General features: G+C 64.1%; 17 protein-coding genes. 12 read left to right on the top strand and 5 right to left on the bottom strand.

Annotated features, from left to right (window positions below):
* Window positions 1-88: 88 nt before the first annotated feature.
* Complete coding sequence (locus B0G83_RS05510) at window positions 89-349, top strand: DUF4148 domain-containing protein (protein ID WP_105506363.1); 261 nt, start codon at window positions 89-91, stop codon at window positions 347-349.
* Between the two features lie 557 nt (window positions 350-906).
* A complete protein-coding gene (locus tag B0G83_RS05505) occupies window positions 907-2208 on the top strand; it encodes an NCS2 family permease (protein ID WP_105506362.1) in 1302 nt (433 codons plus the stop codon).
* 180 nt (window positions 2209-2388) lie between these two features.
* Here B0G83_RS05505 and B0G83_RS05500 read toward each other — a convergent pair whose 3' ends face one another.
* Window positions 2389-2679, bottom strand: coding sequence for a DUF1488 domain-containing protein (locus B0G83_RS05500; protein WP_105506361.1), 291 nt, complete (start codon window positions 2677-2679; stop codon window positions 2389-2391).
* A 404-nt stretch (window positions 2680-3083) separates the two neighbouring features.
* On the opposite strand from B0G83_RS05500, the gene B0G83_RS05495 reads away from it, so the two are divergent.
* Both B0G83_RS05495 and B0G83_RS05490 read left to right on the top strand, forming a co-directional pair.
* Window positions 3084-5075 carry a sigma-54-dependent Fis family transcriptional regulator gene (locus B0G83_RS05495; protein WP_105506360.1) on the top strand — a complete coding sequence of 664 codons (1992 nt, stop codon included), beginning with the start codon at window positions 3084-3086 and terminating at the stop codon, window positions 5073-5075.
* Between the two features lie 158 nt (window positions 5076-5233).
* Window positions 5234-5545, top strand: coding sequence for a 2Fe-2S iron-sulfur cluster-binding protein (locus B0G83_RS05490; protein ID WP_105506359.1), 312 nt, complete (start codon window positions 5234-5236; stop codon window positions 5543-5545).
* A 45-nt stretch (window positions 5546-5590) separates the two neighbouring features.
* On the opposite strand, the gene B0G83_RS05485 is transcribed toward B0G83_RS05490, so the two are convergent.
* The 3 genes from B0G83_RS05485 to B0G83_RS05475 all read right to left on the bottom strand — a co-directional run bounded on the left by B0G83_RS05485 (window position 5591) and on the right by B0G83_RS05475 (window position 6809).
* The gene (locus tag B0G83_RS05485; RefSeq protein ID WP_105506358.1) at window positions 5591-5785 is read right to left on the bottom strand and encodes a YqaE/Pmp3 family membrane protein; all 195 of its coding nucleotides are present in this window, start codon (window positions 5783-5785) and stop codon (window positions 5591-5593) included.
* Window positions 5786-5907: 122 nt separating this feature from the next.
* Complete coding sequence (locus B0G83_RS05480) at window positions 5908-6102, bottom strand: DUF1653 domain-containing protein (protein WP_105506357.1); 195 nt, start codon at window positions 6100-6102, stop codon at window positions 5908-5910.
* A gap of 62 nt (window positions 6103-6164) precedes the next feature.
* Window positions 6165-6809 (bottom strand): transcriptional regulator, encoded by a 645-nt coding sequence (locus B0G83_RS05475; protein WP_105506356.1) that lies wholly within the window; start codon window positions 6807-6809, stop codon window positions 6165-6167.
* A 229-nt stretch (window positions 6810-7038) separates the two neighbouring features.
* Here B0G83_RS05475 and B0G83_RS05470 point away from each other — a divergent pair, with 229 nt between their 5' ends.
* From B0G83_RS05470 to infA, 3 genes are all read left to right on the top strand, one after another.
* Window positions 7039-7257 carry a hypothetical protein gene (locus B0G83_RS05470; RefSeq protein WP_105506355.1) on the top strand — a complete coding sequence of 73 codons (219 nt, stop codon included), beginning with the start codon at window positions 7039-7041 and terminating at the stop codon, window positions 7255-7257.
* A 619-nt stretch (window positions 7258-7876) separates the two neighbouring features.
* Entirely contained in the window at window positions 7877-8158 is a 282-nt protein-coding gene (locus B0G83_RS05465) for a hypothetical protein (protein WP_093635985.1), read from the top strand.
* Between the two features lie 133 nt (window positions 8159-8291).
* Window positions 8292-8567 carry a translation initiation factor IF-1 gene (gene infA / locus B0G83_RS05460; RefSeq protein ID WP_105506354.1) on the top strand — a complete coding sequence of 92 codons (276 nt, stop codon included), beginning with the start codon at window positions 8292-8294 and terminating at the stop codon, window positions 8565-8567.
* Between the two features lie 248 nt (window positions 8568-8815).
* On the opposite strand, the gene B0G83_RS05455 is transcribed toward infA, so the two are convergent.
* Window positions 8816-9559, bottom strand: a complete 744-nt coding sequence (locus tag B0G83_RS05455) for a GntR family transcriptional regulator (RefSeq protein ID WP_181156706.1) — start codon at window positions 9557-9559, stop codon at window positions 8816-8818.
* A 303-nt stretch (window positions 9560-9862) separates the two neighbouring features.
* Between B0G83_RS05455 and B0G83_RS05450 the strand changes: the two genes are divergently transcribed.
* The 5 genes from B0G83_RS05450 to B0G83_RS05430 all read left to right on the top strand — a co-directional run bounded on the left by B0G83_RS05450 (window position 9863) and on the right by B0G83_RS05430 (window position 17592).
* Window positions 9863-11140, top strand: coding sequence for a cyanate transporter (locus B0G83_RS05450; RefSeq protein ID WP_258167754.1), 1278 nt, complete (start codon window positions 9863-9865; stop codon window positions 11138-11140).
* Between the two features lie 503 nt (window positions 11141-11643).
* Window positions 11644-13761, top strand: coding sequence for a S8 family serine peptidase (locus B0G83_RS05445; protein ID WP_181156703.1), 2118 nt, complete (start codon window positions 11644-11646; stop codon window positions 13759-13761).
* 111 nt (window positions 13762-13872) lie between these two features.
* A complete protein-coding gene (locus B0G83_RS05440) occupies window positions 13873-15771 on the top strand; it encodes a tetratricopeptide repeat-containing glycosyltransferase family protein (protein ID WP_258167712.1) in 1899 nt (632 codons plus the stop codon).
* A gap of 80 nt (window positions 15772-15851) precedes the next feature.
* A complete protein-coding gene (locus tag B0G83_RS05435) occupies window positions 15852-16427 on the top strand; it encodes an ANTAR domain-containing response regulator (RefSeq protein WP_105506599.1) in 576 nt (191 codons plus the stop codon).
* A 10-nt stretch (window positions 16428-16437) separates the two neighbouring features.
* The gene (locus B0G83_RS05430; protein WP_105506350.1) at window positions 16438-17592 is read left to right on the top strand and encodes a CmpA/NrtA family ABC transporter substrate-binding protein; all 1155 of its coding nucleotides are present in this window, start codon (window positions 16438-16440) and stop codon (window positions 17590-17592) included.
* The last annotated feature ends 34 nt before the right edge of the window (window positions 17593-17626 follow it).

The following is a 17626-nucleotide window of genomic DNA, read 5'->3' as shown; positions in this document are numbered from 1 at the left end:
CGGTGCATTGCCTTCAATCGCCTTACTCGATGGAGAGGCCAAAACTAGAATACCGGCATTGTTGCTAACCGCTCCCTGGGAGCTCGTCATGAAAATTGCATCTCTGGTTGGACTCGGCGCGTTGTTGACCGCCGTGAGTATGAGCAGCGCGTTCGCGCAGACTTCGGGTCGCTCAAATGACCCGTCGGCGCCGAAAACGCGTGCGGAGGTCCGCGCCGATCTCGCCGAATGGCGCGCCGCCGGATACGACCCGCTCGACTGGATCGACTATCCGAACAACGCGCAGCGCGCGGGACGCATCGTCGCGGCACGGCGCGCGCAAGCGGCCGGCGGGACGATGACGCAGTAAGCGGCGCCTTAGCCGTCACGCGGCATGCCGGGCCACCCGCGACTGCAACGGTCGTGGGCGCCGTGGGTCCGGCGTGTCTTTCCTGTCTCCGCTCGTCCACCTCCGGTGTCTGCTCGCCGACCTCCGCGCTTACCTCCTCCCGCACGCCCCACGACATCGTAAATCCGCCTGTCGCGCCGCGTCGCTCGCTGGCAAGGTATCATCTCGCCCCTTCGACACACCCCGCAGTGGGAATCCGCACAATGCCAATCCGGGTCGACGCCGGCGCCTGGCCGGTCGTGATCAACGACATGCTGTACCGCGCCGCGCCAATTGATGCGCCGACGCCACAGTCTCCCGATGAATCGTCCACCGCTTGAGCGTTTTGCGCATGAGTTCAAGCCGCGACATGCCGTGCCGCCGTCAATCGTGATTACAATCCGGCCGTAGTGCCGCCATGCAGCCGCGGCACCGACGCGCAAGCCCCGCAAAAAACGACGTCAAGCCGCCTCGCCCGATATTCCGCCTTACCGCCTCAACCACAAGAAACGCTTTCTGAACGACGAGAGACCCGCCACATGGACGCCATCAACCGCTACTTCGGCTTCGACGCCGCCGGCACCAACCTGCGCACGGAAGTACTCGCAGGCCTCACCACCTTTCTGACGATGGCTTACATCATCTTCGTCAACCCGGCGATTCTCGGCGACGCCGGCATGCCGAAAGACGCGGTGTTCGTCGCGACCTGCATCGTGGCCGCGCTGGCCTCGCTGATCATGGGTCTGTACGCGAATTACCCGATCGCGCTCGCGCCCGGCATGGGCCTGAATGCGTACTTCGCGTACACGGTCGTCAAGGGCATGGGCTTCACGTGGCAAGCCGCGCTCGGCGCGGTGTTCATTTCCGGCTGCCTGTTCATGATCGTCACGCTGTTCCGGGTGCGCGAGGTGATCGTCAACGGTATTCCTCACTCCATCCGCATCGCGATCACCGGCGGCATCGGCCTCTTTCTCGCGATCATTTCACTGAAGACGGCCGGCGTGGTGGTCGGCAATCCGGCTACGCTCGTCACGCTCGGCGACCTGCATAACCCGCACGTGATTCTCGCGGTGATCGGCTTCTTCGCGATCGTCACGCTCGACTATCTGAAGGTGCGCGGCGCGATTCTGATCGGCATTGTCGGCGTGACGGTGTTGAGCTTTTTCTTCGGCGGCAATCAGTTTCACGGCATCGTCTCCGCGCCGCCGTCGATCACCCCGACGCTGTTCCAACTCGACATTCGCGGCGCGCTGTCCACCGGCGTGCTCAACGTGATCCTCGTGTTCTTCCTCGTCGAACTGTTCGACGCGACCGGCACGCTGATGGGCGTGGCCAATCGCGCGGGGCTGCTGGTGGAAGGCAAGATGCATCGACTGAACCGCGCGCTGCTCGCCGATAGCACGGCGATTCTGGCGGGCTCGATGCTGGGCACGTCGTCGACGACGGCGTATATCGAAAGCGCGTCGGGCGTGCAGGCCGGTGGACGCACCGGCGTCACCGCGATCACCGTCGCCGTGCTGTTTCTCGCGGCACTGTTCTTCGCGCCGCTGGCGGGCGTGGTGCCCGGCTATGCGACGGCGCCGGCGCTTCTGTATGTGTCGTGCCTGATGCTGCGCGAAATGCTCGACCTGCCGTGGGACGACGCCACCGAAGTCGTCCCGGCCGCGCTGACCGCACTGCTGATGCCGTTCACCTATTCGATCGCCAACGGCGTCGCGTTCGGCTTCATTTCGTATGCGGGATTGAAACTGCTGACGGGCCAGGCCCGCAAGGTAAAACTGGTGGTGTGGATCATCGCCGCGATCTTCCTGTTCCGATACTTCTATCTCGGCAGCGAATAAGTGCGACGCGTGATCTGATGGGGCGGTTGCCGCGCGATGCGGCAACGGCATGAGTCGATGCGGCGCACAGCCGCACGCTCAAGCGTGCTCAAGCTCGATTACGCGGGGTGCCGGCAGGCGCGGTTGCCCACCCAACGTCCGCGCTTCCGTCAGTCAGACCATTGCGTCTGAATTAGCGCCTCAGTTGCGCCAGTTCGCCTCGTAGAAGCGCACATAGCCGCTTCGCAGCACCAGGCACTGCGCGCGCGTTTCCGACAGCAAACGCCGCGTGGCCGCTTCGATCCGGGTGCGATGCGCGTCGAATGCCCCGACCATGTCTTCCAGCCGCGGCGATGCCGCGCCGTAGTGGTCTTCCAGCGCTTCCGCGGTGATCATGCATTCCACCCTTTCGCCGTCGACCATCGCCGGGAACGCCAAAGTGAGTTCGCGACCTGAATATTCAGGAGTTTCGTTCGGGAATAGGATCTGCATGGGAGTTCACCTGGAAGGTTGGGCGCCGCGCATGATGCCGCCGGGTGATGCGCACGCCGGTTACGTCCGATCGCGCCTGCCGTTGCCTCCTCCTTGTTCGATTGCCGGCGACGCGGGCTCGTCACCCCATGACGACGGCCGCGCAGTTCGCGCCCCGCGGAGGTGATTTGATTCACTCTAGACGAGTTCTGGCGCGGCGCAAGTTTTCCTTTTCGTTTGCTTGATTTTGGTGCCTGGCGCGGTTTTTTTCGGGCATGTTTCGGGCACGATCTCCGTTTTTTCCGTCGTCGCGCACAACGCGCTTCGTCCTGTAATATCGGTGTTGGGCCGCAAACGCGTATGTTGCGATGCGGCATCGAGCGACGGGCAACGCACCCGTTGCGTCCGATCACCGGAGACATGCATTGACCCATCGCCCTGCCTCGCCGGCCAGCATCGGTCGGCCTGATGTCATCGCGCAAGCTCACGCCCGTTCGGTCGAGATCGGCCTGCGTGCGTCGGAAACGCCGGACTTTCATCCGCTGCGTCAGCCCGTGTTGCGCGAGCTCGTCGAGCGCAATCAATCGCTTTACACGCATGCATTGCCGGTCATGGAGACGCTGCACGCGCAGATCGTCGACACGCAAAGCATGGTGCTGCTCACCGACAGCCACGGCGTGATCCTGCATAGTCTCGGCGACAGCGACTTCGTCGAGAAGGCCAATCGCGTCGCGTTGTGTCCGGGCGTGTCGTGGGCCGAAGCGGATCGCGGCACCAATGCGATCGGCACCGCGCTGGTCGACGGACAACCCACCGTCGTGCATGGCGGCGAACATTTTCTACATGCCAACCGGATTCTCACCTGCTCCTGCGCGCCGATCGCCGATCCGTTCGGGCGCACCATCGGCGCGCTCGACGTAAGCGGCGACACGCGCGGCTTTCATAAGCACACGCTCGCGCTCGTCAGAATGTCGGCACAGATGATTGAAAATCATCTGTTCTCCAATCAATTCGCCGATGCGATCCGGGTCCACTTTCACGCGCGCGCGGAGTTCATCGGCACGCTGTTCGAAGGGCTCGCGGCCTTCGCGCCGGACGGCCGGTTTCTGTCGGCGAATCGCAGCGCGCTGTTTCAATTCGGACAGCCGCTCGGCGAACTGCAACGGCAACCGATCGATGCGTTGTTCGGCATCGCCTTCGCCAAGCTACTGCAGCAGATCACGCGCGCGCCCGGCGAGAGTATCGAGCTGACGTTGCCGAGCGGCGTGCGCGTGGTGGCGCGCGGCGAGTACGCGGCGCCGCGTTATGTTGCGCCGGCGGAGAACCGGGTGGGTTCGTCGCGCGAGTTTGGAACCGCTGCGGCGCAGTTCACGGCGCAGCAGCGTGGTGAGCCCGTCCCGCTCGCGACGCTGGAAACGCTCGACACCGGCGACGCGCACATGGCCGCCGTGCTGCGACGTGTCGCCAAACTGCGTGGCCGCGATATTCCCCTTCTCGTACTCGGCAAGACGGGCACCGGCAAGGAATGGCTCGCACGCGCGATCCATCACGATTCGCCGCGACGGGGCGCGCCGTTCGTCGCGTTGAATTGCGCGTCGCTGCCGGACACGCTGATCGAAGCGGAACTGTTCGGCTATGAAGACGGCGCGTTTACCGGGGCGAAAAAACGCGGCAGCGTCGGCAAGATCGTGCAGGCCGACGGCGGCACGCTGTTCCTCGACGAAATCGGCGACATGCCGCTCGCGCAGCAGGTGCGGCTCATGCGCGTGCTGCAGGAGCGCACCGTCGTGCCGCTCGGCGGCACGCGCGCGATTCCGGTCGATCTGCGCGTGATCTGCGCGACGCACCGCAATCTGCGCGAAATGATCGAAGCGGGCACCTTCCGCGAAGACCTGTATTACCGGATCAACGGACTTGTCGTCACGCTGCCGGCGCTACGCGAGCGCAGCGATCTGGCGGCGCTCGTCACGCGTATCCTGGCCTTGCAGCCGGATGGCGAACGGCTGCCGCGGCGAGTGTCGGCCGCGGTGCTCGAACGTTTCGCGCAGTGCCGCTGGCCCGGCAATTTGCGGCAGATGGCCAATGTGCTGCGTACCGCGAGCATCATGGCCGAAGGCGCGGAGCAGATCGAGGTCGATGATTTGCCGGACGACTTTTTGCAGGATTGCGTCGATGTGGCGAACGGTGAGGTTGCGCGGCCGGCGGTGGCGGAACGCAGCGGCGTTGCCGACGCTCGCGGCGCCGGCGTCGCTCGCGTCGCGACGCAATCGCCCGCGCGAATGGAGGACTGGCAGGCCACGTTGATTGCGCAGACGCTTGCCCGGGTTGGCGGTAATGTGTCGGCGGCGGCGCGCGAGTTGGGGTTGGCGCGCAATACCGTATACCGGTATTTGCGGCGCACCGGGGCGGCTCATTGAGGTTGGTCGTTGCAGTGGCGCGTTGAAGGCGCTGAGGGGGCGCGTGATAGCGGCACGTTAACGCGGCTAACTAACGCGGCTCGCAAACGCGACACGTAAGGCGGTCAACAGAAGCAGCACCGTGTAAAGTGTGACGCAATCCGTCACAGACTCACACGATGTCCGATTCCGCCCGCCCGCCTCTGGTTCGCATCGAACCGCTCGGCCAGAGCTTCGAAGCCCCCGATTCGCTGACCATTCTCGAAGCCGCCGGTTTCGCGAATCTGCGTTTGCCGCGCTCGTGCCGCAATGGCACGTGTCGCACGTGTATATGCAGGATGACGGCAGGACGCGTGCGCTACACGATCGAGTGGCCGGGGCTGAGCCGCGAAGAAAAAACCGAGGGCTATATCCTGCCGTGCGTGGCGATCGCGGAAACCGATGTCGTGCTGAATGTACCCGATGCGGTCGGGCTGACGCCGCTGAAATGAGCGCGGCGCGTGCGGGATCTCGAGCGCCGACGCGCGCTCACCGGTTTAGCGCGCGTTGCCCATTGCCCGAGCGATTTTTTTATCCGTGGTGTACTGACTCAACGCGTACACCGACCAGATCGCGGCCGGAATCCAGCCGATCACCGTGAGTTGCAGCAACAGACAGATGATGCCCGCGAACGGACGGCCGATCGTGAAGAACTGAAACCACGGCAAAACGATGGCAAGCAAGAGACGCATTCGAAATTCCTGTCTGGATGATGATGGCGGCAAGCGTTGTTCGAGCGCGAGCGCGAATGCAATCGCGATGACAACCGCGACCGCCTTACTGTGAACCGAAACGCAAATACAAACGCAAACGTCTAGTTGATCGGCGCGAAGCGCGACACCTTGACGCCGTCGACCTCGACCAGTTCGAAAAACACTGAAGCCGGACGCGTCCAGATCGTACCATTGGCCGCTTTGTAGACAATCATCGTGACCGTGGGATCGGACTCCAGCGTGGCCTCGCAAACCAGTTCATACAGCCCGCCCTTGTAGTGCCGGTAACGCACCATTCGACTACTCCTTGGTTGAATTGAAAACCGCAGCGCGCACGGGTCGGCAACGTCGTGCCGATTCAGCCGGCCTCTTTCATCTGCTTCAGAATCTTGTAGACGGTGGCGCGCCCCATCGTCAGCACGGCCGCCACATAGTTCGCCGAACTGCGGCCGCGAAACGCGCCTTGCGCATGCAACGCTTCGACAATTTCACGCTTGTGCTCGCGCGTGAGCGCGTTGACGCCGATCTGTCGCTCGCGCAGCCATGTGTGCAGATACGTATTGATGCGGTCCTGCCAGTCGTCACGAAACAGGTCCTCCGAGGGCGCGTCCGACAGCGTGCCGCCCTTGATGAACAGATCGAGCGTGGCGCGCACGTCCTCGAACACCGCGATGTTGAAGTTGATGCACAGCATGCCGGCAGGCTTGCGCTCGTCGTCGAACAGAATGTTGCTCACGCAGCGCATGCGCCGTCCGTCCCAGTTCAGCTTCTCGTACGGTCCGATGGTCTGGCCGCGTGCCGCGTAGTGGACTTCGTCGAGCACCGACGGGCCGCCGACCTCGAGCTTCGACAGATTGTTCACGAGATAGGCGATGGTCTGATCGCGCAGGTCGTGTATCACCACTTCGGCGCACGGGTAGAACAGCGCCGCGATACCGTCGGCGATGGGAGCGTAGCGCTCCAGCAGCAGGTCTTTCACAGGAGACACGGTTGTCTTGCGCATTGGAAAATCGCAGTGTTCGAAGGATGCCGCGTGCCCGCCATGTCGGATGGCCTCGCGCGGCAACTCGCCATTGTATCCACCCGGCCCGGCCGCCGCGACCGCCGCACCGATCACGCCCTCAAAAACCGGCGGCGCGCTCACGGCTGTCGCGGCACGCGATGAATTTTGTTCGCTTGGCGAGCGATTTTTTTTCGTGCGATAAAAGGCCTTCTATTTCACGGAGCAACAGATGGCCACGCTCGAAGCGTTTCGCGCCGTGCTCGATGACGAAGGCACGCCGGAAATCATCCGCAATCACATCATCGATTCGCTGCAGTACACGCTGCGCAATCACGGACAGATCTTTACGTCGAAGGAAGTCGAATGGCTGGCCGGCTGGGATGACGCCCGCATTCCGCTGGCGGCGTCGCGCGAGCTGCAGAAGCGCATTGCCGAGACCGTTCGCTGACGCGGTGCGCCGATCGCTGCGGCAACCATTCGCGCGCTGCACGACGCACTGAGCGTCAGGGCGGCCGCGTTGGCCACCTCGCGGCACGCAAAGGCTGCGCGGGCGCCCCGCCCGCGTCGGTCGCGGTTCGCGCAAAGCCCCGCCAGCCGGGCGGCCTGCTCGCGCGCGGAACTTTTTGCTATCCAATCAGACCCATTTAGTGCATCATATTGGAATAGCTGCATTCCGAATCCGCAGTGTCGGGCGCAATAAGCGGCAGCAACACGTAACACCCAGGCAACACCGGGCCGTCTCAAACCCGCATCTCCGCACCACCCTCGACTGTTCGACCGCCGCCTGTCGGCGATCCCGTCACTCCGGCAATGCGCTGCATGCATGCGCCGTCGCGAGTTGTGCAGCTGAGTGGTTCAGCTTTTACGCGCCCGATGTCCGCGCGACATCAGCGTGTTTCTTCTCCATCGAATCCGCGATTTTGCGCGGTCGCGCTCAAGCCCTTGCCATCGGGCCTGTGCCAACTTTTTCCATGGCGGCGCGCCCCAGGGTGCTGCGCTGCCCGGCCTGTCGTGCCGCGCGGTAACACGCGTGACACGCCGGCCACGTAATACAGGACATGTGCTTCATGAATTCAGTTGTCAAGACGTACAAGGGCTATGAAATTCACCCGCTCGTCTATCCGCGCCGTCCGGCGGACGGTCAAACGGGCCGCAATCCGGACGCGGGCTACGACGCGTCGGTGCGCATCTGCCGCGTGGGCGCCAATCCGGCGGCCGACGGCCGGGTGTTCCGTCTCCAGTATCTGTTTCCGTTCGACGGTACGGGCAAGGCGCGCATCGCGTGCATGGCTCACGCCGAACAACTGATCGACGGCCGTGTAGACGGCCAGTCCGTCGCCGATCTTTGAGCGGTACTATCAGCGCATAGGCTGATGCCGCAAGACAGTGGGCCTGAAAGCCAATTGTCAACCGTAATCCCTGCTGTTCGTCCGGCTTTCCCGGAGACCAGCAACCCGCTATCCCATCGACCAGGAGTTATGCATGGCGAAAGAAGAACTGCTTGAACTTGACGGTATCGTCGACGAAGTACTTCCGGACAGCCGTTACCGCGTGACGCTCGACAACGGCGTCGTGGTTGGCGCTTACGCGTCCGGACGCATGCGCAAGAACCACATCCGTATTCTCGCGGGTGACCGCGTTACGCTGGAACTGTCGGTCTACGACCTGACCAAAGGCCGGATCAATTTCCGTCACAAAGACGAGCGCGCCAGCGGTGGCGGTGCAGCCCGCAACAATTCGCAATTCCGTCGCCGTTAAGACGGATAGCACGCTGAGCGCGTTCCGCACGGCGCCGGTGTGATCTATTGCAGTCAGTTGTACGCGAAGCCTTTCGCGCGCCTTCTCCGGCTTGACTCGTTGAATTGAGCCTGAGCGGCGCGCTGCGGCGACGTTCGTTCATCAGCACGACCCCGGTCTGCCTCCATCGGCGGCAACGGCGTTTCACACCCTCACACCCTCGGCAGCCTTGAGCGGCGCCAGGCGTTTCTATCTCAGCCTCTCTACCCTTATCCTCTGAATACCGCACCGATATCCTCGTCGGCGGCGCTTTGGCGTACCTGTGCGATCACGCGCGCCTCCAATTCAGCCAGATGCTCGCGCATCGCCGTCAACGCCGTTTGCAGGTCTCCTGCGTCGAGCGCTTCGATAATTCGCAGATGTTCGTCCGCGGAACAGGTCGAGCCTTTCGACGGATCGAACAGGGCTTTATAAAGCTCGGTCTTCGCGACGAGTTGCCCCACCAGGCCCAACAATTCGGTGCCGCCCGCCAGTTCCGTCAAGAGCACGTGAAACTGGCCCGCGAGACGCACCGACTCGTCGATCGCGCCAGCGCGCGCCGCATTCTCCTCGCTGCGCACATGGGCGCGCAAACGGCGCCTATGCTGCGCGCTCAACGCCCCGCACAACGCCGCGACGATCCCCGCTTCGACGATCTGCCGCGCGCGATACACCTGGCGGATGTCCTCTTCCGACGGCGACGGCACGAACGCGCCGCGATTCGCCTCCAGCACCAGCTTGCCCTCGAAACCCAGGCGCGCCAGCACCTTGCGCAACGCGCCGCGCGTACAGCCGAAGGCGGCGGCAAGATCCCGCTCGACCAGTTGCGCGCCCGGCCGCAGGCGGCCTTGCAACAACGCCGAGGTGATCGACGTATAGAGGCGTTGTTCGACGCTGACGGCGTCGTCCTCGGGCACGCCGGGGCTGGCCGTTGCAGTGTCGGCGGACGGTGAACGACGGGGACGTGTGGCCATGGTTTCGGCGAGAGATGACTGAGAGATAACTAAGCAACGACGCGGCGCGCCGCGTGTGCGAAAACCACGTGCCGGCGCCCGGCATTTTAGCGGCGACGCCGGGCGGGCGCCATCGGTCTGCGTCGCGGGCTATACCGGGGATTGCAAAAATGGTTAACCATTCCAGGTTATTATGGTTGACCAAAAAATGCGCTTGCGTGATTTTTTCATGGCACGCAAGTCTCCATGCCTTCGTCGGCCGTGCCAGCCTTTGCGCTGGCGCTCGCTCATGGACGGCACCGCTTTTCCATCTTCGGGTTTATCGTGAATTCGCCCTCCAGCGCCAGCCCTACCCCTCGCCATGCGAACGACGCATCCCGAACGCTCACCTGGCGGGACGCGTTGTGGCTCGGCGCGATCGTCGTCATCGGCGTGAATCTGCGGCCGTTACTGACGTCGATCAGCCCATTGATGACCACGATCCGCGCGGCCACCGGCCTGAGCTTCTATGGCGCGTCGTTGCTGACCAGTTTGCCGGTGGTGGCGATGGGCATCGGTGCATTCGGCGCCAGCGCGCTGACCCGCGTGCTCGGCGAAACGCGTGGCGTCGCACTGGGTTTGCTGGCGATCGCGCTCGCGTGCGGCTCGCGCTGGGCGGCTGGCAGCGGCGCCGCGCTGTTGCTGACGGCCGCGCTCGCCGGAGTCGGCGTCGCCGCCGTGCAGGCGTTGTTGCCGGCCGTGATGAAGCAGCGTTTTCACTCGCGGGTGCCGCTTGCCATGGGCGTGTTCTCGGCATCGATCATGGGCGGTGGCGGGCTTGGCGCACGGCTGAGCCCGTGGGTGAGCCATGCGCTGGGTTCGTGGCACGCCGGACTCGCGGTGTGGGCGTTGCCCGCGGTGGTTGCGCTGGTTTGCTGGCTGGGATTGAATCGGTGGCGTTCGGGTGGGTCTGCGAGCCAGCCGCCGAATCAACCGTCGACGCAGCACCCTGCGCACGTCCCTCCCCACGCTTGCACCGCCCACGCCCCGCTCTGGCGCAAACGCCGCGCGTGGACACTGGGCCTGTTCTTCGGCATCGTCAACGGCGGTTACACCAGCCTGGTCGCGTGGCTCCCAGCGTTCTATCAGCAACGGGGCGTCAGCGTCACCGATAGTGGTGCGCTGCTGGCCGGCATGACGGTGTTCCAGGCCGCCGCGGCCTTGCTGTTGCCGCTTGCCGCCGCGTCGTTCCGGGATCGGCGGCCATGGCTGGTGCTCGGCCTGTCCGCCCAACTCACCGGACTGCTCGGTCTGATTGTGTGTCCCGACACCGCGGCATGGCTGTGGGTTGGGGTTGCCGGTGCGGGGCTCGGCGGTACGTTCTCGCTGACGCTCGTCACCGCGATGGATCATTCGCCCGACCATCGCGTCGCCGGCAAGCTGGTCGCCTTCACGCAGGGAGTCGGCTTCGTGGTCGCCGCGATCGCGCCGATGCTCGCCGGCATGGTGCGCGGTTGGACCGGCAGTTTCGGGGCCGCGTGGGTGATGCTGGCCGCGAGCGTCGCCGCGATGATTGGGCTAAGTCTGCTGTTTTCGCCCCGGAGCTATGACCGCTGGAATTGACGAGACCGGTTTGTCATTGCCCTTCCACTGAAGCCGCGCACTGGAAGCAAGCGGCTGGCTGTTGACTGACAGGCGCCACGCCGGCCGACTCAAAACCGGCTCATTTTCGTTCGATCCCTCCACCGCCCTCCCGCCGCGTCCATTCAGGACGCGGCCTGTACACGCCTGCACAGCCCGCCAAGCGTTCAGTCCTACGCGCCAGGTAATTCCTCCGACACACAAAAAGAAATACCTGATTGCCTAACTTCGTCAGGATATTTAATCTCCTGTTCGAGCTAATTTTTTAACTGCCCAGCGAAACCGCGATAGCTCACTTCATCGCGGCGAAAGAGCAACGCGCGTCACGGCGGTTGGCAGCAGTGATTAGTTAGCCATCCTGATGTCGCCGAACGAAAAGGGCATCAGGCGAGACAGTCATTTTCATTTGTCGCACGAGGTAGAACAAGATGCAAAAAGAGAGAGATGAAAGCGGGATCCAGACGTTCCGCACAACGATCGCGGCAATGGCCACGTCGCGATCAGCCGTCACCGCACGCCGGGCGCTAGTCAAAGCCGCCGCGCTATCGCTTTCGCTGACCTTCGCCGCCTGCGGCGGAAGCAACGGCAGCAGCATAAACGGCTCAGGCGCGAGCGGCGAAGCCGCCACGCCTGACGCCAAGGCCGACGTCGAAACCTCGGCCGCACTCGCCGCGGCATCGGCCACCGTGCCCCTCGCGCTGTCGTTAAAAATGAATACCGACGGACTCGAGGCCGACGCCAGCAATGACCGCTTCATCGTCAGATACCGTGACGGCACGACCGAACGCAACTCGACCTCGGCGGTGCAATCGAGACTGCAGAGACTGTCGGGGGCGTTCCCCGCGAAAGCGCGGCATGTCCGCCGTACCGGCATTGGAGCCGACGTCGTCACGACCGACCGCAAGCTGAACATGAAAGAAGCGAAGGCGTTCATGCGCGCCATCGCGTCCGACCCCAACGTCGACTATATCGAGGCCGATCGCGAGATGTCGACGACGATGGCGCCGAACGACCCGGACTACAGCAAGCAATGGAGTTTGAGTTCGAACCAGAAGGTCGGCAACAGCTATCCGGGCATTCGCGCCGAAGGCGCATGGGATATGTCGAACGGCGCCGGCGTGGTGATCGCGGTGGTCGATAACGGCACCACCAGCCATGCCGACCTGAACGCGAACATCCTGCCCGGTTACGACTTCACCTCGACCAATCGCGGCGGCAACGGGACCAACCCCGGCATCCTCGGCGAGTCCTGCGCGGTCGACTGGCACGGCACGCATGTCGCGGGCATCGCGGCCGCGCTGACCAACAACGGCTACGGCGGCGCCGGCATCGCGCCCGGCGCCAGGGTCGTACCGGTGCGGGTGATGAACGCCTGCGGCAGGGGCTATACGTCCGACATCGCCGACGGCATTGTCTGGGCGGCCGGCGGCACGGTGTCGGGCGTGCCCGCCAACACGCACCCGGCGAAAGTCATTAACCTGAGCCTGGGCGGCCTGGGCAGTTGCGAAACCACGTTGCAGAATGCGCTCGACTTCGCCGTCTCGCGCGGCGTCAGCGTGGTCGCGGCGGCGGGCAACAATTCCACGAGCGCGACGAATTTTTCGCCCGCCAACTGCCGTAACGTCATCAGCGTCGGCGGCAGCAACCGGTGGGGCTCGCGATGGGTCAGCTCGAACTATGGTCCGACGGTGGACATCGCCGCACCCGGCGACTCGATCTGGTCGACCTACAACAACGGCACCGCGAAGCCCGGCACCGAAGGGTATGCCTATGCCTCCGGCACGTCGATGGCGGCGCCGGCGGTGAGCGGGGTGATCGCGCTGATCCAGTCGGTGGCGCCCACCCCGTTTACGCCGATCGAATTGCGCACCCTGCTCGCGCAGAACACGCAGCCTTTTCCCGGCGGCGCGCCGGACCAGCCGATCGGCGCCGGCATTCTGGACGCAACCGCCGCCGTGACGGCGGCAAGGCTCGGGAAAATTCCGGCGGCGGCGAACTTCAGCTGCAAGCAAAGCGACAAGTTAATGCATGTCTCGTGCACCGATCTGTCGACCGCGCGCGGCGTGCCGATCCGCTCATGGACATGGAACTTCGGCACGGCGGCGGGCAACACGGTCAACACGAAATCGACCAACCCCGAGCTCGATTTCGAGCAACCCGGCACCTACGAATTCACGCTGACGGTGACGGATGCCAACGGCGGCATCAGCAAAGTGACGCGTCCCTTCGAGGTCGAGCCCATGCGAGTCACGAACCTTTCCGACGACGGCAGCGCAGTGAGATTGCCGATGGCTGCCGGCGACAAGCAGTATTTTTCGGTGACGATTCCGCCGGGCGTGAGAAGTTCGGTGGCGCCGGTGGGCGTAAAAAGTCTGACCTTCACCCTGTCGCCCGACACACCCCGCGACGTCGCCACGATGTCGCTGAAACGTGATACGGCTTTGATGGCCGACCCGAGTTGTACTGCCGTTATGTCGGGCGGAAAGCCGGCCGTCTGCGCGGTGAATGGCGTTGGAGTCGGCACTTACTACGTGCTGGTGAGCAGCGCCTCGGCGATCGATAACGTGTCGATCAAGGCGGTCTCGTTGTACTACTACCAATAGACGTCACAGAGCCACCCGACGTCGGAACGCGAGCGCTTCGAGCATTTGCCTGCGGCAATCGCATCGGAAACTCGCGTTCCACGCACATCGCTTTACGGAAATACCAGTCGCGTGTCGAAGCCAAGCCTCTCCTTTCTGGATCGCGACGAAACCGCCGCGGATGTCGACACGCTCATCGCGCAAGCCGACATTCTTTTTTCCGCCCGTCGCATGAATGCGGCGATGAACGCATACTGCCGCGTACTGCTCCGGCATCCGCACATTGCGCATGCATGGCATCGCATGGCCCTCGCGTGTATTCATACCGGCGAAGTGGACCGCGCGCGTTACTTTCTCGCCCAGGCCGTGCGAGTCGCGCCGGAACACGCGGAGTTATGGGAACACGCGGGCCTGGCCGCGGCAATGCAAGACGATCACGCAACAGCCGAAACGTATTACCGTCGCGCGTTGAAACTCAGCGCCAATATAGCGAGCCTGCATCGCAACCTCGCCGACAGTCTGCGGCTCGCCGGCAAACTCACGGACGCGATCACGCATTACGAGCACGCGCTTGACATCGAACCGGGTCTGCATCACGCCCTGCGCGCGGCAGCGCGTATCGCCGCGGAACTCGGCAAAACTTGCGACGCCGCCGACCACTGGCTACGCGCATGGGCACTGAACCCGGCGCGTCTGCAAGACGGCTTCGAGCTGATCGGCGCGCTCGCCCGCGACAACCGCAACCGCGAACTCGACGAGGTGATCGAACAACTCAGAGCCCGTTGCGCCCATCACGCCGAGTCGCTCAAATCGCTCGCCTTCGTATTGAACCGCCACGACCGTTTCCGCGATGCGCTCAGCGTCGCCCGACAGGGTCTCGCGGTCGATCCGCATCATCCGCTGCTACATCACAACGCGGCGCGCGCACTGAGCATGCTCGGCTGTCTCGCGGAGAGCCTGCCGCACGGTCTCGAAGCAGCGCGGCTACTGCCCGACAACGCCTACCTGCAGTTTCAACTGGCCGGCGTACAACTCGGCCTGGGCGATTTCGCGGCGGGCTGGCGGCGTTATAAATGGTTCTACGCGCTACCGGGCAAGGATCGAGAACGGGTTCACGCGAGCTTCCCCGAGTGGCAAGGCGAGCCCGTTGCAGGGCGCCAGTTCCTGCTGATCGGCGAACAAGGGCGCGGCGACGAAATACAGTGCCTGCGATTCGCGGCGTGGTTGCATCGACAAGGCGCCACGGTAGATGTGCTGGTCAGCCAGCCGATCGTTGCGCTCGCATCGAGCATGACCGGCGTGCGAGCCGTTTTCACCACGCTGCCGCCGGGCCCGTACCACTACCAGTGCCTGATGCTCAGCATGCCCGCGCCGATGAAACTCGACGTCTCGATGCTGCCCATCGCCATGCCCTACCTCATCGCGGATCCGTGCAAGACGCGCGACTGGCATGCCCGCCTCGACGCGCTCTCTCCACGCGGCTTGAACGCGAAACGCAGACGTGTCGGCGTCGTATGGGCGGGCAACCCGGCTCACGCCCTCGACCGTTTTCGCTCGATACGGCTCGACGCGCTGAAACCGTTGTTCGCGCTCGCGGATATCTCGTGGTATTCGCTGCAGAAAGGCGAACAGGAACACGCCAGCGCGACGCTGGCGAGTACGTACCCCAATCTGCACACACTCGGTCCGCTGATCCACGACTTTGCGGACACGCTGGCGATTCTGCATTCACTCGACCTGCTGATTACCGTCGACACCTCCGTCGCCCATCTCGCCGGCGCGGCCGCACTGCCGGTCTGGGTCATGGTGCCCGCCCACGGCGAATGGCGATGGTTGAGCGAGCGCACCGACAGCCCTTGGTATCCGTCGATGCGGTTGTTCCGCCAACGTGAATCCGGCGCGTGGGCACCGACCGTCAACGAAATCGCCGACGCGTTGCGCGCATGGCTCGATGCGCCGCTTCGGTGCATGCCGTCCGGATGCCCCGCGCGGGTGCAGACAGCACGACTCCCGGTCGCGCCAACACCGTGACCGCGCTGAAGCCGTCGCACGATGCGGCAACTGGCATAGCCATTGCTTTAAGCATGGCCAGTCGTCGATAAATGGATTCCATGCTGCGTGTTCTCCTCGTCACCGATACCGACAAGCCCATAGGCGATCTGCGTGACACCCTCGCCCGGCTCGGCTACGACATGCTGGCCGGCACGGCGACGCCGCAAGCGCTGCATCGCGTGGTGGAAAGCGAGCGGCCCGATGTCATCATCATCGACACGGAGTCCCCCTCGCGCGATACGCTCGAACAACTCGCGGTGATGAACGCCACCGCGCCGCGTCCGGTGCTGATGTTCAGCCACGACGCCAACCAGCAGTTGATCCGCGACGCGGTCGGCGCGGGCGTCACCGCGTATCTGGTGGAAGGCCTCGCCACCGAGCGGCTCGCACCGATCCTTGAAGTCGCGCTCGCGCGCTTTGCACAGGAATCGCAATTGCGCGAGCGCCTAGCGCAAGCCGAAAGCGAGTTGGCCGAACGCAAGCTGATCGATCGCGCCAAACGTCTGCTGATGGACCAGCAGAACCTCACCGAACCCGCCGCTTACGCCAACCTGCGCAAACGCGCGATGAATCAGGGCGTCAAACTCGCCGAGGTCGCGCGCGCGATCATCGCGACGGCCGACCTGCTCAAATGAAGCGCCGCTCATGAACTCTTCCGCCTCTTTCACCGCGCCGTCCTCGTCGGGTCAACTCGAGAAGACTCATGTGCGGCTCGGTTTCGTGGCGCTCTCCGACGCCGCGCCGTTGATCGCCGCGAAGCTGCTCGAATTCGGTCACGCGCATGGGCTCACCCTGGAGCTATGCCGCCAGCCGTCGTGGGCCGCCGTGCGCGACAAGCTGTTGTCCGGCGATCTCGACGCGGCGCACGCGCTGTACGGGCTCGTCTACGGTGTGCAATTGGGCTTGGGCGGTCCGCAAACGGACATGGCCGTGCTGATGGTGCTGAACCGCAACGGCCAGGCTATTACGCTGTCGAATCGCCTCGCCGCCGCGCTCGCCGAGCATGGCACGCTGCCCAAGGCACTGGCGACGCTCGGTCGCAAGCCGGTGTTCGCGCAGACCTTTCCGACCGGCACGCATGCGATGGGGTTGTATTACTGGCTCGCGTCGCAGGGGGTGGATCCGTTGCGCGATATCGACAGTGTTGCGATTCCACCGCCGCAAATGGTCGCCGCGCTGGCCGACGACAAACTCGACGGCCTGTGTGTCGGTGAGCCCTGGAACGCGCAGGCCGAGGCCGATGGGGTCGGTAAAACGGTGGCTTATTCGAGCGAGGTATGGCCCGATCACCCGGAGAAAGTGCTGGCCTGTCGGCGCGATTTCGCGGCGGCGCATCCGAATACCGCCCGCGCGCTCGTGCAAACTTTGCTCGAAGCGTGCCGCTGGCTCGACGGCGCGGGGCATCGCAACGAGATCGCGCACTGGCTCGCGCGGCCCGACTACATCGGTATCGACGCGACGCTGATTGCCGCGCGGCTGGGTGGCGACATCGCAGCGTCCGCGCCGCGCGGCCTGCCGGTGCGTTTCTTCGATGACGGTGCGGTCAACTATCCGCATCCGTTCGAAGGCGCGTGGTTCCTCACGCAATTCGAGCGATGGGGCATGATCGACGCGCGCGCGGACTACGACGCGATTGCGGCGCGGATCAACCAGACGCAGTTGTATCGCGAGGCGGCTGCTTGCGTGAACGTCGCGGTGCCTCGCGACAACGCAGCGCCGCGCGTGTTGATCGACGGTAAGGAGTGGGGTCGTGACACGCGATCCGAAGCGTATGCGATGAGGTTTCCGATTCGGCGTTGAGTTCGACTGCAGGTGCTCGCCGCACTGAAAAACG

The organism is Paraburkholderia sp. BL21I4N1 (assembly GCF_002973525.1).
Classification (GTDB): domain Bacteria; phylum Pseudomonadota; class Gammaproteobacteria; order Burkholderiales; family Burkholderiaceae; genus Paraburkholderia.
This window is presented reverse-complemented; position numbering and strand designations above follow the sequence as displayed.